Annotated in this window: 20 protein-coding genes; 10 read left to right on the top strand and 10 right to left on the bottom strand. The window is 73.2% G+C overall.

The window, feature by feature from the left end; all coding sequences use genetic code 11:
- Positions 1-12 precede the first annotated feature (12 nt).
- Positions 13-468, bottom strand: coding sequence for a winged helix-turn-helix transcriptional regulator (locus NE234_RS21615; protein WP_252782288.1), 456 nt, complete (start codon positions 466-468; stop codon positions 13-15).
- A gap of 83 nt (positions 469-551) precedes the next feature.
- Here NE234_RS21615 and NE234_RS21610 point away from each other — a divergent pair, with 83 nt between their 5' ends.
- Entirely contained in the window at positions 552-1,748 is a 1,197-nt protein-coding gene (locus NE234_RS21610; protein WP_252782287.1) for an MFS transporter, read from the top strand.
- Here the strand turns inward: NE234_RS21610 and NE234_RS21605 are convergent.
- Positions 1,706-2,389, bottom strand: a complete 684-nt coding sequence (locus NE234_RS21605; protein ID WP_252782286.1) for a response regulator transcription factor — start codon at positions 2,387-2,389, stop codon at positions 1,706-1,708. The two genes, NE234_RS21610 and NE234_RS21605, sit on opposite strands and share 43 nt — an antisense overlap.
- On the bottom strand, positions 2,386-3,549 hold the full coding sequence (locus tag NE234_RS21600; RefSeq protein WP_252782285.1) for a sensor histidine kinase: 1,164 nt from the start codon (positions 3,547-3,549) through the stop codon (positions 2,386-2,388). The genes NE234_RS21605 and NE234_RS21600 overlap by 4 nt, the downstream gene beginning before the upstream one ends.
- Positions 3,550-3,757: 208 nt before the next feature.
- On the opposite strand from NE234_RS21600, the gene NE234_RS21595 reads away from it, so the two are divergent.
- From NE234_RS21595 to NE234_RS21585, 3 genes are read left to right on the top strand one after another with little or no spacing between them, the layout of a single operon-like run.
- On the top strand, positions 3,758-4,720 hold the full coding sequence (locus NE234_RS21595) for an ATP-binding cassette domain-containing protein (protein ID WP_252782406.1): 963 nt from the start codon (positions 3,758-3,760) through the stop codon (positions 4,718-4,720).
- Entirely contained in the window at positions 4,717-6,258 is a 1,542-nt protein-coding gene (locus NE234_RS21590) for an ABC transporter permease subunit (RefSeq protein ID WP_252782284.1), read from the top strand. The genes NE234_RS21595 and NE234_RS21590 overlap by 4 nt, the downstream gene beginning before the upstream one ends.
- On the top strand, positions 6,255-7,028 hold the full coding sequence (locus NE234_RS21585) for an ABC transporter permease (protein WP_252782283.1): 774 nt from the start codon (positions 6,255-6,257) through the stop codon (positions 7,026-7,028). Before NE234_RS21590 ends, NE234_RS21585 begins: the two co-directional genes overlap by 4 nt.
- Before the next feature lie 40 nt (positions 7,029-7,068).
- On the opposite strand, the gene NE234_RS21580 is transcribed toward NE234_RS21585, so the two are convergent.
- The gene (locus NE234_RS21580) at positions 7,069-7,977 is read right to left on the bottom strand and encodes a Rossmann-fold NAD(P)-binding domain-containing protein (RefSeq protein WP_252782282.1); all 909 of its coding nucleotides are present in this window, start codon (positions 7,975-7,977) and stop codon (positions 7,069-7,071) included.
- A gap of 90 nt (positions 7,978-8,067) precedes the next feature.
- The gene (locus tag NE234_RS21575; protein WP_252782281.1) at positions 8,068-8,799 is read right to left on the bottom strand and encodes a S1 family peptidase; all 732 of its coding nucleotides are present in this window, start codon (positions 8,797-8,799) and stop codon (positions 8,068-8,070) included.
- A 266-nt stretch (positions 8,800-9,065) separates the two neighbouring features.
- On the opposite strand from NE234_RS21575, the gene NE234_RS21570 reads away from it, so the two are divergent.
- Both NE234_RS21570 and NE234_RS45410 read left to right on the top strand, forming a co-directional pair.
- Positions 9,066-9,953 carry a fumarylacetoacetate hydrolase family protein gene (locus NE234_RS21570; RefSeq protein ID WP_252782280.1) on the top strand — a complete coding sequence of 296 codons (888 nt, stop codon included), beginning with the start codon at positions 9,066-9,068 and terminating at the stop codon, positions 9,951-9,953.
- A gap of 45 nt (positions 9,954-9,998) precedes the next feature.
- Positions 9,999-12,212: a sensor histidine kinase gene (locus NE234_RS45410; protein WP_252782279.1), complete on the top strand. Its 2,214-nt coding sequence runs from the start codon at positions 9,999-10,001 to the stop codon at positions 12,210-12,212.
- 28 nt (positions 12,213-12,240) lie between these two features.
- Here the strand turns inward: NE234_RS45410 and NE234_RS21560 are convergent, their stop codons facing one another.
- The gene (locus NE234_RS21560; RefSeq protein ID WP_252782278.1) at positions 12,241-12,846 is read right to left on the bottom strand and encodes a response regulator transcription factor; all 606 of its coding nucleotides are present in this window, start codon (positions 12,844-12,846) and stop codon (positions 12,241-12,243) included.
- 106 nt (positions 12,847-12,952) lie between these two features.
- A complete protein-coding gene (locus NE234_RS21555) occupies positions 12,953-13,336 on the bottom strand; it encodes a DoxX family protein (protein ID WP_252782277.1) in 384 nt (127 codons plus the stop codon).
- A gap of 175 nt (positions 13,337-13,511) precedes the next feature.
- On the opposite strand from NE234_RS21555, the gene NE234_RS21550 reads away from it, so the two are divergent.
- Both NE234_RS21550 and NE234_RS21545 read left to right on the top strand, forming a co-directional pair.
- The gene (locus NE234_RS21550) at positions 13,512-14,246 is read left to right on the top strand and encodes an ABC transporter ATP-binding protein (protein WP_252782276.1); all 735 of its coding nucleotides are present in this window, start codon (positions 13,512-13,514) and stop codon (positions 14,244-14,246) included.
- The gene (locus tag NE234_RS21545) at positions 14,243-16,732 is read left to right on the top strand and encodes an ABC transporter permease (protein WP_252782275.1); all 2,490 of its coding nucleotides are present in this window, start codon (positions 14,243-14,245) and stop codon (positions 16,730-16,732) included. The genes NE234_RS21550 and NE234_RS21545 overlap by 4 nt, the downstream gene beginning before the upstream one ends.
- A 297-nt stretch (positions 16,733-17,029) precedes the next feature.
- On the opposite strand, the gene NE234_RS21540 is transcribed toward NE234_RS21545, so the two are convergent.
- On the bottom strand, positions 17,030-17,278 hold the full coding sequence (locus NE234_RS21540; protein WP_252782274.1) for a hypothetical protein: 249 nt from the start codon (positions 17,276-17,278) through the stop codon (positions 17,030-17,032).
- A 620-nt stretch (positions 17,279-17,898) separates the two neighbouring features.
- Between NE234_RS21540 and NE234_RS46020 the strand changes: the two genes are divergently transcribed.
- Positions 17,899-18,234: a hypothetical protein gene (locus tag NE234_RS46020; RefSeq protein ID WP_406567042.1), complete on the top strand. Its 336-nt coding sequence runs from the start codon at positions 17,899-17,901 to the stop codon at positions 18,232-18,234.
- A gap of 188 nt (positions 18,235-18,422) precedes the next feature.
- Here NE234_RS46020 and NE234_RS21535 read toward each other — a convergent pair whose 3' ends face one another.
- On the bottom strand, positions 18,423-18,806 hold the full coding sequence (locus NE234_RS21535; RefSeq protein ID WP_252782273.1) for a winged helix-turn-helix transcriptional regulator: 384 nt from the start codon (positions 18,804-18,806) through the stop codon (positions 18,423-18,425).
- Between the two features lie 87 nt (positions 18,807-18,893).
- Between NE234_RS21535 and NE234_RS21530 the strand changes: the two genes are divergently transcribed.
- A complete protein-coding gene (locus NE234_RS21530) occupies positions 18,894-19,874 on the top strand; it encodes a zinc-dependent alcohol dehydrogenase family protein (RefSeq protein ID WP_252782272.1) in 981 nt (326 codons plus the stop codon).
- A 172-nt stretch (positions 19,875-20,046) separates the two neighbouring features.
- Here the strand turns inward: NE234_RS21530 and NE234_RS21525 are convergent, their stop codons facing one another.
- On the bottom strand, positions 20,047-20,970 hold the full coding sequence (locus tag NE234_RS21525; RefSeq protein WP_252782271.1) for a hypothetical protein: 924 nt from the start codon (positions 20,968-20,970) through the stop codon (positions 20,047-20,049).
- Between the last annotated feature and the right edge of the window lie 112 nt (positions 20,971-21,082).

Raw genomic sequence — 21,082 nt, 5'->3', positions numbered from 1 at the left:
CCGGCACGGAGATCAGGCGTGCCGCCGCACCGAGGTCGTGTCGCTCGTCAGCGACGATCCGTTCGCCGCCACCGGCAGGAGGACGGGTACGGGGACGCCGTCGCCGTCGACCAGGACCGAGTGCGTCTCGCCCGCCTCGAAGGCGTGGCGTTCGCCCCACTGCCGCAGCGTGACGATCACAGGGAAGAGGTCCTTGCCCGCCTCGGTGAGCGCGTACAGCCTGCGTCTGCCCGAAGCGGCCTCGACCTGGGCGAGCACGCCATGGGCGGTGAGCCTGCGGAGCCGTTCGGTGAGGATGTTGCGCGCGATGCCGGTGCGCTGCTGGAAGTCGGTGAACGAGCGGGCGCCGTCCATCGCGTCGCGGATGATGAGCAGGCTCCACCGGTCGCCGACCAGATCGACCGTGCGGGCGACCGGGCAGCTCGGGTCCGTCCACGCGGGGCTCCGCCCGTCGGTGTCGCGTGCCATCACCCCTCCAAAGAGTTGCGTATTGAAACCATTCTGGCCTAGTCTCCGAACAGTTGCAAAATGAAACTGATTGGAGCGTGCCCGTGAACCGGAGGACCAGGCTGCTGCTCGCGGTCGTGTGCGGGGTCGCGGTGGCGAGCGTCTACGCCGGGCAGCCGGTGCTGGCCCCGATGGGACGCGACCTGGGAGTTCCGGTCGACTCGGTCGGCTGGTTCGTGGCCGCCGGCCAGCTCGGCTACCTGGCGGGACTGGTGCTGCTGGTGCCGTTGGGCGATGTCTTCGACCGCAGGCGCTTGATCGCCGTGCACCTCGCCCTGGTGGCCGCGGGAACGGCCGTCACCGCGGCCGCCCCGACGGCCTGGGCGGCGTTCTCCGGACTGGCCGCGGCGGGCGTGTTCGCGGTCGTGGTGCAGACCACCGTCGCGTACACCGCATCGACCTCCCCGCCCGCCGAGCGCGGACGCAACCTCGGCATCGTGACCTCGGGCGTGGTGATCGGCATCCTCGGCGCGCGCGTCATCGCGGGAGTCCTCGCTGATCTGTGGGGATGGCGGAGCATCTACCTCACCCTGGCGATCCTCGCCGCCGCCCTCGCGGTGCTCACCCTCACCCTGCTGCCCGCGGACGCTCGCCCGGACCGGGCACGGTACGGGCAGGTCCTCCGGTCTTTCGGCGGGCTGTTCACCCGGCCGGTGTTCCTCCGCCGCGGGCTGATCGCGTTCTTCCTGTTCGCCTCGTTCGGCACGCTGTGGAGCGGCATGGCCCTGCCGCTGGCCGGGGCGCCGTGGCACCTCAGTGAAGCGCGGATCGGGCTCTTCGGCATCGCCGGGCTCGCCGGAGCCCTCGGCGCCGCCCGCTCCGGACGCTGGGGCGATGCCGGGCACGCGCGCCGGGTCACCGGCATCGCCCTCGCGCTCCTGCTCGCCTCCTGGGCCGCGATCGGACAGCTCCCGTGGTCGCTGCCGCTGCTGATCCTCGGCGTGATCCTGCTCGACTTCGCCGTGCAGGCCGTGCACGTGAGCAACCAGCACACGCTCACCACGGCGTACCCCGACCGCACCAGCACCGTCATCGGCGCCTACATGGTCTTCTACTCCCTCGGTTCCGCCCTGGGAGCGGCCGCGACCACGGCCCTGTTCGACGCCGCCGGCTGGATCGGCCCCACCGTCCTCGGCGCGGCGCTCGCGCTCTGCGCCCTCGCCACCTGGGCGGTCCCGGACCGCGCCGGCGGTCTCGATCAGCCGGGCCGGGTGGTCGGGGCCTCGTCGACGACGCGGTAGCCCACGCCCGGGGTGGTGACGATGACGGGCGGGTCGCCGAGCTTCCGGCGCAGCCGGCCGACGGTCACCGCGACCGTGTTGGTGAACGGGTCGGCGTGCTCGTCCCACACCTGTTCGAGCAGGTCCTCGGCGCTGAGGAAGGCGGGCGCCGCGCGCAGAAGCGCTTCGAGGACCCCGAACTCCTTGACGGACAGAACGAGGTGGCGGCCGTCGCGGGTGACGGTGCGCCGCGTCGGGTCCAGTTCGATCCCCGCCGCGCGGAGGGTCCGGGCCCGCGCCGAGGGCCGACGGCGCGCCAGGGCACGTACGCGCAGGACGAGCTCGGGGAAGTGGAACGGCTTGGCCAGGTAGTCGTCGGCCCCCAGGCTCAGCCCGCTGACGCGGTCGCCGGGCGCCCCGGCCGCGGTCAGCATCAGCACCAGGGGACGGTCGTCGTCCTCGGTGATCATCTGGCAGAGCGTGTCGCCGTGAACGCCGGGCAGGTCACGGTCGAGGACGACGACGTCGTAGGCGTTGCGGTCGAGCTTGGCGGCGGCCTCGAGCCCGTCGTGGGCGGCGTCCACGGCCATGCCCTGGTCGCGCAGCCCCTCGACCAGGACCTCGGCGAGGGACCGGGCGTCCTCGACCACCAGGACCCTCACGCCGGAACCGCGGCGGCCAACGGCAGCGAGACGGCGACGCGCAGGCCGCCCTCCGGGAGGGCACGCAGGTCCAACCGGCCACCGTGCGCGGTGGCGACGGCCGCGACGATCGACAGGCCGAGCCCGGTGCCGTCGCCCGTACCGGTCCGGTCGGCGCCGAGCCGGCGGAACGGCCGGGCCAGCCCCGCGACCTGCCGCGGGTCGAGGACCTCACCGCCCGTCTCGACGACCAGCCGGCCCGTCCCGCCGTCGTCCGCGGTGGCGACGCGGATCCAGCCGCGATCGTGGTTGTGACGGATCGCGTTGTCGATGACGTTGTCGACCATGCGGCCCAGCAGCGCCCTGCTGCCCCGTACGGGCAGGTCGCCGCCGAGGGCCTCGTGCACGGTCAGCCCCCTGGCGGCGATGTCGGGCGCACGGGCGGCCACCGACTCGGACACCAGACCGGCGAGCGACACCGTCGTGCGGTCGGGAAGCTCACCGTGCTGCGCCCGGGCGAGCGCGAGAAGACCCTCCAGCAGCCGGTCGATCTCGTCGAGTTCGGTCCGCAGCCGGTCGGCGAGGGCGACGGTCTGCGGCGGCGCGGGCTCCGGCTTGGCCATCGCCACGTCCAGGGACGCGCGCATCGTCGTCAGCGGGGTGCGCAGCTCGTGGGACGCGTCCGCGACGAAGCGCCGCTGGGCCGCGAAGGCGTCCTCCAGGCGTTCCAGCAGCTCGTCGATGGTGTCGGCGAGATCCTTGACCTCGTCGGCGGGGCCGGGGACGGCCAGCCGCTCGTGCAGGCTGTCGGCGGTGATCCGCTGGGTCGCCGCGGTGATGGTCCGCAGCGGGCGCAGCACGCGCCCCGCGATGACACGCCCCAGCACGACCGACGCGACCACCATGACGGCCAGCGCGACGGCCGCCCCCGCCAGCAGTTGCCGGGTGTGGACCCCCTGCTGCTCGGCCAGCTGCCGCCGCAACCAGGCGATCTGCGTCTGAGCCTGGGTGAGTGCGTTCCCGGGAGGGGCCGGCTCCGGGCCGGGCCCCACGCTGGAGACTCGCGTCGGGCTCAGGGCCACGCCCCCGGCGATCGCCAGGAGCACCACGCCGGACAGGAAGAAGACGACGCCGTAGAGGGCGGTGAACCGCGCCCGTACGGTGCGGATCCGCAGCCTCATGGTCCCTCCCGACGTCCGTTCCCGCGCCGGGACCAGCATGCCGGGCCGCGCCTAACAGCGGAATAACGGCGTCCGTTCGGCCCCCGTTACGGCGTCCGGTCCAGGGTCTGTCCCGACCGACGGAAAGGACGGGACGGTGCGCGGAGAAGCGACCATCGAGGTGAACGGGCTGCGCAAACGGTTCGGGCCGACTCTGGCGCTGGACGGGATGTCGTTCACGGTACGGCCGGGACGGGTCACCGGCTTCGTCGGGCCCAACGGCGCGGGGAAGTCGACCACCATGCGGGTGGTCCTGGGCCTGGACGCGGCGGACGAGGGGACCGCGCTGGTCGGCGGCCGGCCGTACCGGAGCCTGCGCGAGCCCCTGCGCCACGTCGGGGCGCTGCTGGACGCCGCCGCGCTGCAACCGAGCCGGTCCGCCCGCGGCCACCTGCTGTGGCTGGCCCACTCCCAGGGCCTGGGCACCCGGCGCGTCGACGAGGTGATGGAGCAGGTGGGCCTGCGGTCCGCGGCCCGGCGGAAGGCGGGCGGCTTCTCCCTGGGCATGCGCCAGCGGCTGGGGATCGCGGCCGCGCTGCTCGGCGACCCGCCGGTGCTCATGCTCGACGAGCCGGTCAACGGCCTCGACCCCGAGGGCGTGATCTGGATCCGCGGCCTCCTGCGGTCGCTGGCCGCCCAGGGCCGCGCCGTCCTGGTGTCCAGCCACCTGATGGGCGAGTTGCAGGGCACCGCCGACCACCTGATCGTGGTGGGCCGGGGCCGGGTCATCGCGGACACCGGCGTCACGGAACTCCTCGCCGCCGCCTCGCGCGGCCGCGTCGCCGTGCGCACCCCGGAGCCGGAGCGGGCGATGCGGACGCTGGCGCACGCGGGCGCCGCCGTGACCGTCTCCGACGGCGAGACGCCCGCCGTCTCCGGAGGCGACGCGCTCGCCGTCGCCGGGCACGACCCGCTCGCCGTCTCCAGTGGCGGGACGTTCGCCGTGTCCGGGGGCGGCATGCTCACCGTCTCCGGGCTGCCGGGCGAGCGGATCGTCGCGCTGCTCACCGCGGACTCGGTGCCGTTCTCCGAGGTCGTGGCCCAGCGCGCGACGCTCGAAGAGGCGTACCTGGAGCTCACCCGCGACGCGGTGGAGTTCCACGCCGGCACGGGCCGGGAGGCGGTCCGATGACCCTCGCGTACGGCTGGCGGAGTCTCGCGCGGCTGTCGCGCGCGGAGTGGACCAAGTTCCGTACGGTCCGGGGCTGGGTGCTCGGCATGGCGGTCGCCGTGCTCGTCACCGTGGGCCTCGGGCTCTTCTCCGCGTCCGGCAGCCACTCCTCGTGCGGCGGTCCGAGCGACGTCTGCCCCGCCGTGCCGCTCGGCCCGGGCGGCGAGGCGGTCGACGACAAGTTCTACTTCGTGCACCGGACGCTGGACGGAGACGGCTCCATCACCGTCCGCGTGACCTCCATGACCGGCCAGATCCGGCTGCCGGACGCCACCCCCGGCGTCCGGCGGGTCGTCCCCGGGGTGGAGCCGTGGGCGAAGGCCGGCGTGATGATCAAGGATGGCACTCGTCAGGGCGCGGCCTACGCGGCCCTGATGGTGACCGGCCGGCACGGGGTGCGGATGCAGCACGACTTCGTCCACGACACGGCCGGCGGCCGGAGCGGTGTCTCGCAGGCGGCCCCGCGCTGGTTGCGGCTCACCCGCGCGGGCGGCGAACTGACGGGCTACGAGTCGGCCGACGGCACGCGGTGGGCGAAGGTCGGCACGGCCCGCCTGGCCGGGCTGCCGGCCGCCGTACAGGTCGGGCTGTTCGCCGCCTGCCCCGGGGACCTGACGGTGCGGCAGGCCGATCTCGGCGGGGCCGTCGCGGCGTTGCGCTTCGCCGAGGCCACGGCGGTCTTCGACAACGTCGCGCTCCGAGGCGGGACGTCCGGCGGTTCGTGGCGCAACGACGACATCGGGGCCGAGAGGGAACCCGACGGGGCGATCCACCATCCGGGCGGAGCCACCCGGGCCGGCGGCGTCTTCACCGTGACCGGGAACGGCGACATCGCGCCCCGCGCGGACGGCCAGATGGTGGAGAAGACCCTCTCCGGGCTGGTCGCCGGCCTGATCGTCGTGATCGTGGTCGCGGTGGTGTTCGTCACCGCGGAGTACCGGCGGGGGCTGATCCGCACGACCCTGCTCGCCGGTCCCCGGCGTGGCCGCACGCTGACGGCGAAGGCCGCGGTGATCGCCGCGGTGACGTTCGCGGCCGGGCTGGCCGCCGCCGGCGTCACGGTGCCGCTCGGCGCGCACATCCTGCGCGCCAACGGCAACTACCTCCTGCCGGTCGGCCCGCTCACCGACCTGCGCGTCGTGGCGGGCACCGCCGCGCTGCTCGCGGTCACCGCCGCCCTCGCCCTCGCGCTCGGTACCGTGTTCCGGCGCAGCGCCGTGGCGATCACCGGCACGATCGCCCTGGTCATCGTGCCCCGCATCCTCGCGACCACCTCGGTCCTGCCCGTCGAGGCGTCGCGGTGGCTGCTGCGGGTGACGCCTGCCGCCGGGTTCGCAATCCAGCAGAGCATCCCGGCGTATCCGCAGGTGACCGCGTTCTACTCACCACAGGCGGGCTACTATCCGCTGGCACCGTGGGCCGGCTTCGCCGTCTCCTGCGGATACGCCGCCCTCGCCCTCGGCCTGGCCGCCCTCGTGCTGCGCCGGAGGGACGCGTGAGGGAACTGCGCGCGGAGTGGACCAAACTGCGGACCCTGCCGAGCACCTTCTGGCTGCTGCTCGCCACCGTCGCGCTGACCGTCGCGGTGAGCGCCGCCGCGGCCGCGACCGTGTCCTGCCCGGCGGCGGGGTGCCGGTACGACGCGCCGAAGATCGGCCTGTCCGGCGTGCAGGCGGGCCAGGCGATCGTCGTCATCCTGGCCGTGCTCTCGGCCGGCGGGGAGTACGGCACGGGCATGATCCGCACCACGCTGACCGCGATGCCGCGCCGCACCGCCGTCCTGGCGGCCAAGGCGACGTTGCTCACCGCACTCACCTCGGCCGCGGGAACGGTCGCCGTACTCGGGTCCGTCCTGGCGGCGCGGCTCATCCTGCCCGGGAACGGCTTCGTCCCCGCGCACGGGTACCCGCTCCTGTCCCTGGCCGACGGGCCGACGCTCCGGGCGGCGGCCGGTTCCGTCCTGTACCTCGCGCTGATCGCCCTGCTCGGCCTCGGCGTCGCCACCGCCGTGCGCGACTCGGCGACGGGCATCGGTCTGGTGTTCGGCCTGCTGTACGTCCTGTCGGTGCTGCCTTACCTGGTCACCGACCCGTACTGGGGCAGGTTCCTCTGGCGGATCTCGCCGATGAACGCCGGGCTCGCCGTCCAGTCGACCACCCACCTGTCGAGCCTTCCCATCGGACCATGGGCGGGTCTGTGCGTGCTCGCAGCCTGGGCCGGAGCCGGACTCCTCACCGGCGGCCTGCTGTTCCGGCTGCGCGACGCGTGAGGCGGTGGCGGTGCCGACCGGCCGTCGCGACCGAGAGGCCTCAGCCGTCCGACGGGTCCGCGCGGAAGACGACGGCGGCGATCGGCATGGCCGGGTTCTGCAGGCCGAGCAGGGACAGGGAGAAGCCGTGCTCGGGCACGCGGCCGCCGAGGACCTCCTGCTCCACCCGGACGCCGCGCGCCGCCAGGTCCGCGGTCACCTCCGCGTAGCCGCGGCCGAGGAGCTGCACGTCCTCGAACCAGGCGGTGCCCGACACGCCGACGTAACCGATCACGAGGGTGGTGAGCCGGGAGTCCTCGTCGAAGGTGAGGATCAGTCCGTGGTCGAAGTACCAGTCCTGCGCCGTGCCGCCGTAGGGCGGGACGCTCTGCAGGGCGGGGCCGAGCAGGGCGCGGAGCTCCTGACGCGACTGCCCGAGCCGTACCGTCTCGGTGCCCTGGCCGGGGACCAGCCGGTGCTTCGTGATGGGCGCGACCTCGGGTTCGTCGGACATGCCGGGCTCGTCCCCGGGGTCGCCGGCGAACACGCCCACCGAGCCGACCTCGCCGTCTCCGTTCCGCGTGAGGGCGAAGCCGGCCTCGGGCACCCGGTGCCCGTCGTCGTCGCCCGGCACCTCGAGGCCGTGGGCGGTCAGCTCCGCGATGACGTCGTCGTACGGGCGGCCCGTGAGCGCGATCCCGTCGAAGCCGACCGGCGCGCGGGAGCCCGGCTCGAGGTAGTACAGCCGGTCGTGGTCGTCGAAGAAGGCGATGAGGTCGCCCGCGACGTAGTGGTCGCAGATCCCGACGTCCCAGGCGGCCTTGCGGAAGGGCCGGACCTCACCGAGGTCGTCGCCGAACCGCTTCGCCAAGTCGGCGGAGACCTCGTCGCGCCGTGCGCCGAACCGCACGTCCACCCCGAACCCGCTGATGCCCGCGAAGGGCCTGATCTCCCATTCCAGAGCGTCCATCCGGCCAGTAGTACCAGCGCCGTACGACTCTCACCCGCGCCTGAGGCCGATCCCCGCGTGGGGATCGGCCTCAGGGAGTCGCGTTCCGCCCTATCGCTTGGTGACCTTGTGGATCCAGGCGAGCTGCTGGGCGATCTCCCCGGCCCCGGCCATCTTCTCCCGGTCGGAGCCGTAGAAGACGCCGAGCAGGGTCTCCTTGCCGTGGGCGCCGATGGTCATCACCGGGGCTCCGGAGTCGCCGCCGGCGGGGATTCCGGACACCTTCTCCATGCAGAAGTCCGTGCCGCCCGGTACGGCGAAGCCCTCACAACGGCGGGCGTCCGAGCGGACGACCCGCAGCGTCGACTGCTTGAGCACCGGCGACTGGCAGGCGTTCTCATCCGTGGTGCAGGTGGCGCCCCATCCGTACTGCCGCACGATCTCACCGGGCCGGGCATGGGCCGTGGCCAGGCGTGCCGGGCGGACCTTCATCGGCGAGACCTTGATGAGCATCATGTCGGCGTGCGCGTTCCCCGCCCGCTTGCCCACCGGGCGGACCGTGGTGCCCTTGCGCATGTCGAGGTCGCCGACCCGGAACGAGATCCGCTTGTCGGCGATCTCCTGTCCCTGCTCGAAGAAGCAGTGCGAAGCGGTGATGATCCACTGCTTGGTGACCGCCGTGCCGGTGCACGCCGGTTTGCCGTCGATGAGCATGCGCACCGCCCAGGGGCCGTAGGTGCTCTTCGACCCGCCGATGACGGCCGAGGCCGGACCGGCCGCCAGCACCAAGCCCGTCACCATCAACAACGCGGCCACCAACAGCAGACGAACGCGACGCACCATCCGGAACAGCTCCTCATCCTGGGGGCGGGGCCTTACCGGTGGTGTAGATACGCCGTCAGATCAGAAAGTTCTCGATCCCGCGTAATTCACCTCCCATCGGCCGACGCCGCCGCACCGTTGACGGCACGTAGTCCCTCGTGATCACCCCGGGACGCGCGGGCCGCGGCGGCCCGCGCGTCCGGGCCCGGGGCGGCGGTACGGGCTGGACCGCGCCGCCCGCGCCCGCCTACCTTGCTGGCGTACGCCGACGTGAAGCGAGGGATGTCGTGCACATTGTCCGTTTCGTGCCGACCGGCGGGAACCGCCCGCTGGCGGGGGTCTCCGACGGGTCGACCGTCACCGAGCTGGGCGGAAGCCTCGGCGAACTGCTCCGGCTCCCCCTGACGGAGCTGCGGGACCGTTGCCTCGCGGCGGACGGCCCCCGGCACGACGCCGCCGTCGTACGGACGCTGCCGCCGGCGGACGGGCGGATGGAGGTCTGGGCGGCCGGCGTCACCTACCGGCGCTCCCGCGAGGCCCGGATGACCGAGAGCGAGCGGTCCGCCGACGTGTACGAGCAGGTGTACGACGCCGAGCGCCCGGAGCTGTTCTTCAAGTCCGCGGCCTGGCGGGTGACCGGCGACGGCGAGACCGTCGCGATCCGGGCCGACTCCGCGGTCGACGTGCCCGAACCCGAGCTCGGGCTGGTGCTCAACCGCCACGCCGAGATCGTCGGCTACACCGTCGTCAACGACATGAGCTCCCGCACCATCGAGGGCGAGAACCCGCTGTACCTGCCCCAGGCCAAGATCTACCTGGGCGGCTGCGCGGCCGGTCCGGCCGTACGGCCGGCCTGGGAGGTCCCCGACCCGTACGCCCTGGGCATCGAGCTGACGATCCGGCGCGACGGCGGCGTGGCCTGGACCGGGACGGCGAGCACCGGGCAACTGAACCGCAGGCTCGACGACCTGGCCGAATACCTGTTCCGCGCGGACGCGTTCCCGGACGGCGCCGTCCTCGCCACCGGCACCTGCCTGGTCCCTGAGCTGCCGTTCACCCTCGCGGACGGCGACGAGATCACGATCACGATCGCCGAGGTCGGCACGCTCACGAGCACGGTCGTCATGGGCAAGGACCCGATGGCGTGGCTCGCCGGGGACACCGGACCGCGCTGAACCGGCGGCCCCCGCGTTCCGCGAAGGTGGGAGACTACGCCTCTCGTGATCTCGCAGCATCCGCACGCCGGACCGGCGATCGGTCCGCGCCCGGCCCGGCTGATCGTCGCGGTCGTCCTCGCCGCGTTCGCCGGGGTGTACGTCCTCGCCGTGCCGTTCCGGACGGGCGGCGCGACGCGCGCCGTCGGCGCGGTGACCGTCACCGTCCTGCTGTTCGCGTCACTGCTCGCCTGGGTGCTGCCGCGTACGGCGAGGTTCCGGGGCGTCGCGCTGGCGACCGCCCAGACGCTCCTGGCCTGCGTCGACGTCCTGGTGTTCGGCACGTCCGTCGGAGTCCTCGCGTTCGCCGCCGGACCGCTGCTGCTGGCCTCGTACGCGCTGCCCGCGCTCGCGGTGCTCGCCGGCGCGGTGGTCGTCGCGGCCCTGCGCTTCCCGGACGCGGCCGCCGCGACCGACGCCGCGATCACGCCGGTCCTCGGCGCGCTCGTCGTGTACGGCCTCGTACGGCTGGCCGACCGGGTGACCGACCTGGCCGCGGCCCGGCCGGCGCTGACGATGGCGGCCGTCGCGCGCGAACGCCTCCGCATCGCCACCGAGCTGAACACCGGCATCGGGCGCGGCCTGGACGCGATCACCGCCGGGAGCCGCCGGGCCCTCGACGACCCCGGCGAGCTCGACGACGTTCTCCGCGTCGCCCGTCGTTCGCTGGCCGACGCGCGGGCGGCGGCGGCCGGCTTCCGCGCCATGTCGCTGACGCCCGAGGCCACGGCGGCGCGGGCGCTGCTGTCGGCGGCCGGGATCGAGGCGGAGGTCCGCACCGGCCACGACGAGCCGCTCGGCTCGGCGGGCGCGCTGCTGGCCACCGTGCTGCGCGAGGCCGTGACCGATGTCGTACGCCAGGGCACGGCGACCCGGTGCGTCATCGAGACCTCCGAACAGGACGGGAAGGTCCGGCTCCGGGTGAGCAACGACGGCGCGCCCACCGCGGCGCGCGGCGAGGAGGGTCTCACCACGGCCGCCGAACGGGTCGAGGCAGCCGGCGGCACCCTCACCACCGGACTCGGGGCAGACGGCCGGTTCACCGTGGAGGCGACGATCGCGGCCACGCCGCGTCCCGTGACCGTCCCCGACCCCACGGCGTACGCCCTGTCGGTCACCCTCCTCGCAGTGGTGGTGGCGGGCTTCTGCGTCAAGGCACTCCTGCACGTCCCCTGGGGCGCGACCCTGCCCGTGGCCGTCGCCGGGATGGCGCTCCTCGCGGTCCTGCAACTGCGCTGGACCGCCGACGCCCCGCCGCGGCACCCGTACGCGCTCCTGGCCGCGCAGACGCTCCTCAGCCTCGTACCGGTGCTCTGGTTCGGCACCGCCTGGCTCGGCACCGAGGGCTTCCTCGCGGGAACGTTCCTCGTGGCCCTGCCGATCCGGGCCGGCGCGCCCCTCGTGGTGGCGGTGGTGGCGGGCAGCGGAGCGATGGCGGCGGCGCTGTCGCAGAGCCCGGCGCGGATCGTCAACTACACGGTGAGCGCGCTCGTCACGGGCCTCCTGGTGTACGGGCTGGTGCGCCTGGCCCGCCTGATCCACGACCTGCGGGACGCCGGGGCGGAACTGGCCCGGGCCGCGACCGTGCAGGAACGCCTCCGCGCCGCGCGCGACCTGCACGACCTGCTCGGTCACAGCCTCGCGGCGATGCTCCTCAAGTGCGAACTGGCCCGCAGGCTCGCCCAGGCCGATCCGGAACGGGCCCGGGCCGAGCTCACCGAGGTGGTCGCGATGGCCGAACGGGCACGGGCGGACCTGCGCACCGCCTCCGGCGCCGGCGAGCCGGAGATGTCGCTGGAGATCGAGGCCGAGTCGGCCCGGTCCGTGCTGACCGCCGCGGGGGTCGAGACCCGTGTCGACCTCGGCCACGGCCCGCTGCCCGGCCCGTCGGCGACGGTGCTGAGCACGGTCCTGCGGGAGGCGGTGACCAACATCCTGCGGCACAGCGCCGCCCGGCACTGCGCCATCGTCACGACGAGCGAGGACGGCTTCGTCACCCTCACCGTGGACAACGACGGGCTCGACCCGCGCGCCCGGCGCACCCCGCCCGGGTCCGGCATCGGCAACCTCACGACCCGGCTGGCCGCCGTCGGCGGCACCCTGACCGCGCGCGCCGACGGCGACGGCGGCTTCCGCCTCCAGGCCCGGCTGCGACCGGACACCCCGGCTCCCGAGCCTGCGGGTTCCGAGCCCGCGGGCGCGGCCGGACCTCGGTCGTGAGCCCGTACTCCGTGAGTCTCCGGCGGGGTCAGATCCAGCCCGTCTCCCGGGCGATCCGGACGGCGTCGGTGCGGTTGCGGGCGTTCAGCTTGTCGACGACGGCGGTCAGGTAGTTGCGCACGGTCCCGGCCGACAGGTGGAGCCGCGCGGCGATCTCGGGCGCCTCGGCGCCCTCGGCGGCCAGCCGCAGGACGTCCGTCTCGCGCGGAGTGAGCGGGTTGTCGGCGAGGTCCCACGCGGTCAGCGCCAGGTTCGGGTCCAGGACGCGCCGGCCGGCGGCCACCGCCCGGATCCCCGCGACCAGGTCATCGGGCGGCGCGGTCTTCAGCAGGAACCCGCCGGCGTGCGCGGTGAGGGCCCGCCGCAGGTGACCGGGCTTGCCGTGCCCCGTGAGGATCAGCGTCCGGCACTCCGGCAGCCGCTCGTGCACCGCCGCGGCGGCGGTCAGCCCGTCGGCGCCGGGCATGTCGATGTCGAGCACCGCGACGTCCGGCCGGTGGCGCAGCGCGGCGGGCACCACCTGGTCGCCCGCGTCGACCTCGGCGACCACCTCCAGGTCCGGCTCCAGCGACAGCAGCGCGGCCAGGGCACCGCGCACCACGTGGTGGTCGTCGGCCAGCAACACCTTGATCACGGGCCATGTCTACCAGGGGCGGCGCACCGGATGCGTCCGCGCGTCCCTGTCCCGGCCGTGCACGGGTGCCCTGGGAGCGGGGCGGTCACGTGACGCACGGCCGGCGTCAGCCGGTGAAGTGCCCGGGCCCGAAGCGGCCCCACGCGATGAAGACCGCGACCGCGAGGTAGGCCAGGTTGAGCAGCACGAGCCTGTACTGACCGAGACGGCCATGGGTGGTCATCGCGCCGATCATCAACAGGATCCAGCAGACGGCGGTCACCGGCACCATGACCGGCGCGACGCCGACGACGGCGGGCAGGACCAGGCCGGCCGCGGCGAGGAGCTCGAGGACCCCGAGGGTCCTGACGAAGCCGGCGCTCGCGTGCCGGGTCCACTCCCCGCCGTGCTGCGCGGCCAGTCTCTCCTTGGGCACGAACGACTTCGTGACGCCACCGAGCAGGGCGACCGCGGCGAGCAGTCCGGCGGCGATCCACAGAGCGAGGTTCATGGGGGGACTCTCCGTTCTCGTTGTTCCGGCCTCAAGACACCGCGTCATCGGCTCTTGTGACGGCCTGTGAGGCGGATCACCGGGGCCCCGTCATGGCGCGGACCATGACGAGGTCATGGTCGGCTGGTGATCAGGTCTCTGGCCCGGGAAACCGCAGGTCAGCAGACTCTTCCCCATGGATGACGTCGTGGTGATGAACGCCGTGAGCAAGGTGTACGGCAAGGGCAGGAGCGCGGTCGCGGCGCTGCGCGAGGTGACGACCGGCATCCCGCGCGGCCGGTTCACGGCCGTGATGGGGCCCTCCGGGTCGGGCAAGAGCACGTTCCTGCACTGCGCCGCCGGGCTGGACACCCCGACGTCCGGCAGCGTGCGGCTCGGCGACACCGAACTGTCGGGGATGAACGAGACCCGGCTGACGGAGCTGCGCCGCCGGCGGGTCGGGTTCGTGTTCCAGGCGTTCAACCTCGTGCCGTCGCTGACGGTCGAGCAGAACATCACCCTGCCGCTGCGGCTGTCCCGTACCCGGGTGGACCGCGCGTGGCTGGCGGAGATCGTCGCCCGTGTCGGGCTGGCCGAGCGCATCGGCCACCGGCCCGCCCAGTTGTCCGGCGGCCAGCAGCAGCGTGTCGCGATCGCCCGCGCCCTCGTGACCCGGCCGGAGGTCGTCTTCGGCGACGAGCCGACCGGCGCGCTCGACACCATGACGGCGGGGGAGGTGCTCGGCCTGCTGCGCGAGACGGTCGACGGGATGGGCCAGACCGTCGTCATGGTCACCCACGACCCGGTGGCCGCGTCGTACGCCGACACGGTGCTGTTCCTCGCCGACGGCCGCATCGCCGACGCGATGGACGCCCCGACGAGCGAGAAGGTCGCCGCCCGCATGACCCGGCTGGGAGCGTGGAACCGATGATCGGACTGGTCCTCAACACCCTGCGGCACCGCAAGGCCGGGTTCGCCGGGGCGTTCCTCGCGCTGTTCTGCGCCGCGGCCCTCGTCTGCGCCTGCGGCATCCTCCTGGAGACGGGGCTGCGCGGCACCATCGCGCCCGAGCGGTACGCCGGCGCGCCCGTCCTCGTCACCGGCGACCAGTACGTCCACCAGGACAAGGTGAAGAAGGGCAAGGTCAAGCACAAGGCGAAGGCGCTGGCCGAGCGCGTCTGGCTGCCCGCCTCGACGGCGGACCGGCTGCGCGGGCTTCCGGGCGTACGGGCGGTGGTCACCGAGGTGACCTTCCCGGCCGAGGTGCCGGGCGCCGCGCCGGGGAGCACGTGGGGGCACGCCTGGGAGTCGGCGGCGCTGACCCCGTTCACGCTCGCGGCGGGCCGGGCGCCGTCGGCGCCGGGCGAGGTGGTCGTCGATGCCGCCACCGCCCGTACCGGTCATCTGCGCGTGGGCTCGCGCGTCCCCGTCTCCTCGGCCGTCGCGACCGGCGCGTACCGGGTCGTGGGCGTGACCCGCGAGGCGCTCCCGCACCAGGCCGCGATCTTCTTCTCGACCGGCGAGGCGCGGCGGCTCGCCGGGCGGTCCGGCGCGGTCAGCGCGATCGGCGTGTTCCCCGCTTCGGGCGCGTCCGGGACGTCCGCGGTCGCGGAGCGGGTCGCCGCGGCCGTCCGGGGCACGCCCGCGACGGTGCACACCGGCGCGGACCGCGGGCGGAGCGAGTTCTGGGACGCGGAGAAGGCGCGGATCAAGCTGATCAGCATGGGCGGCGCGCTCGGCGGGACGGCGCTGCTCGTCGCGATCCTCGTGGTCGCCGGCACCTTCGCGCTGTCCATCCAGCAGCGGCAGCGGGAGATCGCGCTGCTGCGCGCCGTGGCCGCCACCCCGCGCCAGATCCGCCGGATGATCGGCCGGGAGGCCCTCATCGTCAGCCTCGGCGCCGGTGCCCTCGGCGCGGCCGCCGGGCCGCTCCTGGGCCTGTGGCTGTGCGACCGGTTCCGCGCGCTCGGCGCCCTGCCGCCGACCCTGGGCCTGGTGATCAGCCCGTTCCCGCTGTTCGCCGCCGTGCTCGCCGCCGTCGTGGCCGCCTGGGCCGCGGCGCGCCTGTCCGCCCGGCGCTCGGCGCGGATCCGGCCCGTCGAGGCGCTCGGCGAGGCCGCGCTGAGCGGGCCGCGCACCGGAGTGCTCCGGATCGTGGCCGGGCCGGCCTTCCTCGCGGGAGGCGTGGTGCTGACCCTCGTGCTGTCGTCGCTGGACACCGAGGCGGCCTCCAGCCCGGTCACCATGCTCACCGCGATCGTCTGGACCGTCGCCGTCGCCCTGCTCGCCCCGGTCATCGCCCGCGCGGCCGCCGCCCTGTGGGGACCGCCGCTGCGCATCTCACCGATCGGCGGCCACCTCGCCGCCGCGAACCTGCGGACCCGCTCCCGCATCGTCGGCTCGGTCCTCGCCCCGCTCACGCTGATGATCGGACTGACCGGCACGATCCTGTTCGCGCAGACGACGATGGGCCACGCCGCCACCGCCCAGGCCGACGCCGGCACCATCGCCGGCCACGTGCTCGGCCCGAAGGTGCCCGCCGCGGCCGCCGACGCGCTCCGGCACGCCCAGGGCGTCACCACGGTCACCGAGATCGTGCACAGCACCGTACGCGTCGGACTGGAGAACTACGGCGTCCAGGGCGTCACGCCCGCCGGTCTGTCCCGCACCATGGACCTGGACGTACGCTCCGGCTCCCTCGACGGGCTGAACGCGGGAACCATCGCCGTCAGCCGGACCGCCGCCGACCGGCTCGGCGTACGCGTCGGCGACACGGTCCGCATGACGCTCGGCGACGGCACGCCGTACGCACCCCGTGTCGTCGCGGTGTACGGCCGCGGCCTCGGCTTCGGCGACCTCACCGTCGCCCACGACCTGCTCGCCGCGCACGTCGACGACCCCCGCGCCGACACGGTGCTGGTCGCCGGACCGGCCGGCGCGGACGCCCTGCGGTCGGCCGTCCGGCACTACCCGGGCGTCACCGTCCTCGACCAGACCACGCTGTCGGAGGACAGGGCCGCCGCCGGCGCCGAGGTCAACTACGTCGCGATGGGCCTGATCATCGCCTTCACCGCCATCGCGGTCGTGAACACCCTCACCATGGCCACCGCCGACCGCGCCCGCGAACTCGCCCTGCTCCGCCTGGTCGGCACCACCCGCCGGCAGGTCATGCGGATGCTCCGCTGGGAGACCCTCGTGATCGTGGTGACGGCCGTCGTCCTCGGTACGGCCGTCACGCTCCTCACCCTGACGGCCTTCGCCACCGGGATGATCGGATCCGCCGCGCCGTACGTCCCGCCGGTCACGTACCTGGCCGTCATCGGGACGGCCGCGGTGCTCGCGCTGGTCGCGACGGTCCTGCCCGCCCGCCTCGCGCTGGCCACCCGCCCCGCCGACCTCATCGGCTCCCGCGCGTAGCCGCGAGCGCGCCCCGCCGACGCGCCGGACACGGACCTTAGGTCCCCCGGCGCGTCGGCGCGCCCGAAGTTCAGTTAGACACCCACCCAGGTGCCCGATTCGACACGATGGTCTACGACGCCGCCGGGTAGGGGATCGGTGTCCCGTACCCGGCGGTGCCGCCACCCTGCCGGTCAGAGCATCACGAGGGCGTCGCGGCGCATCCAGGCGATACCGCCCCCCAGACCGCCGCGCAGACGCGAGATGACCCAGCCCGCGTGATCGCGGACCAGGCCGTCTCAGTTCGGCGGTGGGCCGTCAGAAGTCGAACTCGGTCCATGTGTTGTCGGTGTCGCTGAAGTAATTCGTGGCGACGGCCAGCCATTGGCCGTTGACCTGCCGGTAGCCAACGGCCTCATCGTTGGCCACGCCGGTGACCGGGTGGAACCAGCACTGGCCCGATGACTTGACCTCCGACGTGGCCGGATAATCGTGGTAGGGGAACGCCACGTACTCAGTGACCGGGTTGGGGATGTTCCCCTGGGTATTACAGAAGGCGAATGTCATAACTTCGGCGTGCGCCGCCGGAGAGATCAGAGTCGACGCGGCCAGCCCTGCTACGTGAGGCCCACCAGTGCCTTGATGCGGACACCCATGAGGCATGCTCCTTACATAGGGTTTCTCGACTACTGAAGAACTGCCGAGCGGCCGGCGCTACGACATGTAATACCTCGTGCCCTGTTGGCCGGTCGGGAACGGGCGACCCTGCCGTACGCCAGATACTGATCAGCGTGTCAGCCCGCGCGGGAGCGACGAGCAGGCCGACGCCTGGGAGGGCGACGGATGCGACGACTGCGTTGCGCTCTTTGAGGTCTACGGCTCGGCTCCCATCAATCGGGTTGTTGACCGCGAATCGACCCGCGTCGGGACAAGTGGATGGTCACACCTTCGCACACGATCTGCTTCCAGCGGTCTCCGCCACTGTGCCGATATTTACAGTTACGTGCCTCGGCAATCAGCCTACGAACGGTTCCGCCCGACTAGGCAATTGGCGTCCTCACCGGCGACTACGGCCGGTCAGCGGCCGCCAGATCGTTCTGGTCGGCTGCACCGGCGCGAACACAAGGGCGGGGACTCTGTGAGACCCTGCCCTGCTCCGGCTGGTCGGTACCACCCGCCGGCAGGTCATGCGGATGCTCCGCTGGGAGACCCTCGTGATCGTGGCGACGGCCGTCGTCCTCGGCACGGCCGTCACGCTCCTCACCCTGACGGCCTTCGCCACCGGGATGATCGGGTCGCCGCGCCGTACGTCCCGCCCTTCCCGTCCTCGAGATCGCCCCTGCCGGCTTCGAGCAGGAGTCCGGGCGCGGGATGCACATCATCGCGGCCCTCTCCGAGGTATAGGGCTCCCGCCTGGCGGCCTCCGGCACGTGCGTCTGGGCCGTTCTGCCGGAGTAAGGCATCCACCGGAAGGAGGAAAAGCGATGACCGGTCGAATCGTCATGGGTGTCTTGTGGGCATGAGAGCCCACTCCGCGCGGGCCATCACGTCCCTCCCCCGGCACTCTTTGCTCTGCTCACCTGGGGTAGGCACCTGGTACGGTCCAGTGCCCACCCGAAGTGAGCAGAGCAAAGGTCCTGCGGAAAGCACGGGGGCCTGGACGACCGCCGCCGGACGACCGGTGCGGTGACCACCATGAATCTCGTTGAGATCAACCCGCCGCGCGAGACTGAGCCGAGGTAGCGGCTTCTGCCGCCTCCTGGAAGTCGGCGATGGCCCCGCCGTAGGTCCTCGCCCAGTTCGTCAGGACCTCGATGGGTTCGACGAGGGTCCGGCCGAGGCCGGTGAGGCTGTACTCGACCTGCCGTGGAGTTTCGGTATGGCGTTCGACCAGACCGTACTGCTGGAGCCGGCGCAGCGTGTGGGTGAGGACCTTGCGCGAGACGCCGCCGATGAGGTCGACGAGCTCACCGTGCCTGCGAGGCTGACGGCTGAGCGCGAAGATCACGAGCACGGCCCATTTGTCGGAGAGGATCTCGACCACCAGGCGCGTGGGGCAGTCGGCGAGGAAGGCTGGTTCAGCCGCGTTCCGCATGGAAATCGAAGGTACCAAAAGGTAACCGACGGCTCCGTAACGTCTTCCGCGAGCAACGAGACCAGCACCGGATGCGGAGGAGTCGCCATGTCACGAGTCGTCGTGTTCGACGAGTTCGGCGGGCCGGAGGTCATGCACGTCGTCGAGGAGCCGGTCGCCGAGCCCGCGGCCGGCGAGGTACGGGTCAGGATCGAAGCGTTCGCCGTCAACCCGCTCGACCTGATGATGCGTTCCGGCACCTCGCCCGTGACCGTCCCCCTGCCCCATGCTCGCCTCGGCGTCGAGGGAACCGGCGTCGTCGACGCGCTAGGCCCCGAGACCACCGGGCTGGAGATCGGCGATCCGGTCATCCTCACGGCGATTCCGGACGCGAACGTCAGGGGCAGCTACGCCGAATACACCACGGTCCCCGCGAGCCGGGTCGTCGCCCGGCCGGCGGGGCTCGGGATCACGGAGGCGGCGGCGATCTGGGTCGCCTACTCCACCGCCTACGGCGCACTCATCGAGAAGGCGGGGATGCGGCCCGGCGACCACGTCCTCATCACCGCCGCGTCCGGCGGCGTCGGCCGGGCGGCGATGCAGATCGCCAATCAGATCGGCGCCGTGCCCATCGCCGTCACCCGGCATACCGCGAAGAAGGACGACCTGCTCACCGCCGGCGCCGCCGCGGTCATCGCCACCGACGACGTGGACGTCGCCGAAGCCGTCCGTCACCACACCGGCGGGGCCGGCGCCGACATCGTCCTCGACCTCGTCACGGGGCCCGGCCAGCAGGATCTGGTGAAGGCGGCCCGCCCCGGCGGAACACTGGTCGCCGCGGGCTTCCTGGACCCTCGGCCCACCCCGTTCCCGAGAGGCACCCGGCTCACGATCTTCAGCTACCAGAGCTTCGAGCACACCCTCGACGCCGTCGCGGTGAAACGCATGGCGGCCTTCCTGAACGCCGGGGTACGCCTCGGCGCGTTGCGGCCCGCCATCGACGAGGTGCTCGCCCTCGACGACGTCGTCGAGGCACACCGCCACCTGGAGAAGGGGCTCCACGCCGGGAAGATCGTCGTCACGAGTTAGGACGAGTATGACCGGCGGTTCGCCGACGGACCACGCCACGCAGGAGCTCGTCGACGCGGGAGCGGGTGACGACGGTCCCTCCACCACCGCCGTCACCCGCGCGGGCCGTCAGGCGCACTGCCGGGGGCGACACGATCGTGTCCCATCCCGGCGCGCCGGCGGTCCTGTCCGATCAGAGCTTCATGAGGGCGTCGCGGCGCATCCAGCCGATGCCGTCCGCCGCGCTGTCAGTGGCCACCGCGAGGTAGGTGTGGCCCTCGGTGGTGTTGTCGTACGTCCAGTCGCAGTAACCGCCGACGACGTCACCGGCGCGCTTGTCCTTCAGCAGCGTGGAGGCGTTGGTCGGCTGCTCGTACACGCCGGCGACCGGCCAGGTCACCTTGTACTGGCAGCCGGCCGCGACCGCGCGGGACGCGGGCAGGTCCGACCCGGAGGCGACGGGGGCCGCCGAAGCCGGGGCCGTCGCCGCGGCGGCGGGCGCCGCGGCGGCGGTGGGGCACGGCTTTGTGGACAGGTACTTCACGTACACGCGCCCGGCCTTGTCGACCTGCCCGTAGGCGTACCCGACCGCGATCCGGCCGTTGTCCTTCTTCATCTTCCGCGTCTTGCCGTACTGGACGAACCGGTCGCCGTGGTACAGCCGGCCGATGACCCGCTGCTGGTGGTCCCGCACGTAAAGGGTCTGCTGGCCGCACATGTACCGGGTGTGCTTGGCGACCTTCGAGGACAGGTTCTCGTGGAGCGGCCCGCCGACCGCGTGCTTCGGCTTGCCCAGGCAGGAGCGGTTGATGAAGCCCCAGACTCCGGACGAGCCCCAGGTGGAGACGACCGCGTAGTGGGAGTCCCAGTTGTACCGGTAGTTGACGGTCCGGCCGTTGCCCGCTTTCACCGGGATGGAGTGGCCCGGTGCCTTGTCCATCGCCCGATGCGGCGTGTAGTTGAACCACAGGGTGCAGCTCTTCTTGAGCTGCGCCGGATTGGTCGGGGCCTGCGCCGCCTCCGCGACGCCGGTGCCGCCGATGAGCAGCGCCGCGCTCGCCAGCGAGGCCGCCGCCGCGATGACGACGCCACGGCGCGAGGTGTTCGTCGAAGCCATTCCTGGTGTTCCTCCTGAGGGATGCGCTGTCCGCATGCGGACGGCGGGTCTTCGGGTTTCCGCCCGACTGCTCCTGCCGCAGCGGGCAAGATCGATCCTGCGGTCCAGACGG

Source organism: Actinoallomurus rhizosphaericola (genome assembly GCF_024055675.1).
Classification (GTDB): Bacteria; Actinomycetota; Actinomycetes; order Streptosporangiales; family Streptosporangiaceae; genus Actinoallomurus; species Actinoallomurus soli.
Note: the sequence above shows the minus strand (reverse complement) of the source record. Positions and strands in the feature narration are given on the sequence as shown.

Excerpts from the sequence above, each read along its gene's own strand:
- NE234_RS21540 (WP_252782274.1), bottom strand. The coding sequence starts at position 17,278 with ATGACATTCGCCTTCTGTAATACCCAGGGGAACATCCCCAACCCGGTC.
- NE234_RS21595 (WP_252782406.1), top strand. The coding sequence starts at position 3,758 with ATGTCGTTCACGGTACGGCCGGGACGGGTCACCGGCTTCGTCGGGCCC.
- NE234_RS46020 (WP_406567042.1), top strand. The coding sequence starts at position 17,899 with ATGCGGATGCTCCGCTGGGAGACCCTCGTGATCGTGGCGACGGCCGTC.
- NE234_RS21600 (WP_252782285.1), bottom strand. The coding sequence starts at position 3,549 with ATGAGGCTGCGGATCCGCACCGTACGGGCGCGGTTCACCGCCCTCTAC.
- NE234_RS21575 (WP_252782281.1), bottom strand. The coding sequence starts at position 8,799 with ATGGTGCGTCGCGTTCGTCTGCTGTTGGTGGCCGCGTTGTTGATGGTG.
- NE234_RS21555 (WP_252782277.1), bottom strand. The coding sequence starts at position 13,336 with ATGAACCTCGCTCTGTGGATCGCCGCCGGACTGCTCGCCGCGGTCGCC.
- NE234_RS21550 (WP_252782276.1), top strand. The coding sequence starts at position 13,512 with ATGGATGACGTCGTGGTGATGAACGCCGTGAGCAAGGTGTACGGCAAG.
- NE234_RS21580 (WP_252782282.1), bottom strand. The coding sequence starts at position 7,977 with ATGGACGCTCTGGAATGGGAGATCAGGCCCTTCGCGGGCATCAGCGGG.
- NE234_RS21615 (WP_252782288.1), bottom strand. The coding sequence starts at position 468 with ATGGCACGCGACACCGACGGGCGGAGCCCCGCGTGGACGGACCCGAGC.
- NE234_RS21535 (WP_252782273.1), bottom strand. The coding sequence starts at position 18,806 with ATGCGGAACGCGGCTGAACCAGCCTTCCTCGCCGACTGCCCCACGCGC.
- NE234_RS21545 (WP_252782275.1), top strand. The coding sequence starts at position 14,243 with ATGATCGGACTGGTCCTCAACACCCTGCGGCACCGCAAGGCCGGGTTC.
- NE234_RS21590 (WP_252782284.1), top strand. The coding sequence starts at position 4,717 with ATGACCCTCGCGTACGGCTGGCGGAGTCTCGCGCGGCTGTCGCGCGCG.
- NE234_RS21525 (WP_252782271.1), bottom strand. The coding sequence starts at position 20,970 with ATGGCTTCGACGAACACCTCGCGCCGTGGCGTCGTCATCGCGGCGGCG.
- NE234_RS21530 (WP_252782272.1), top strand. The coding sequence starts at position 18,894 with ATGTCACGAGTCGTCGTGTTCGACGAGTTCGGCGGGCCGGAGGTCATG.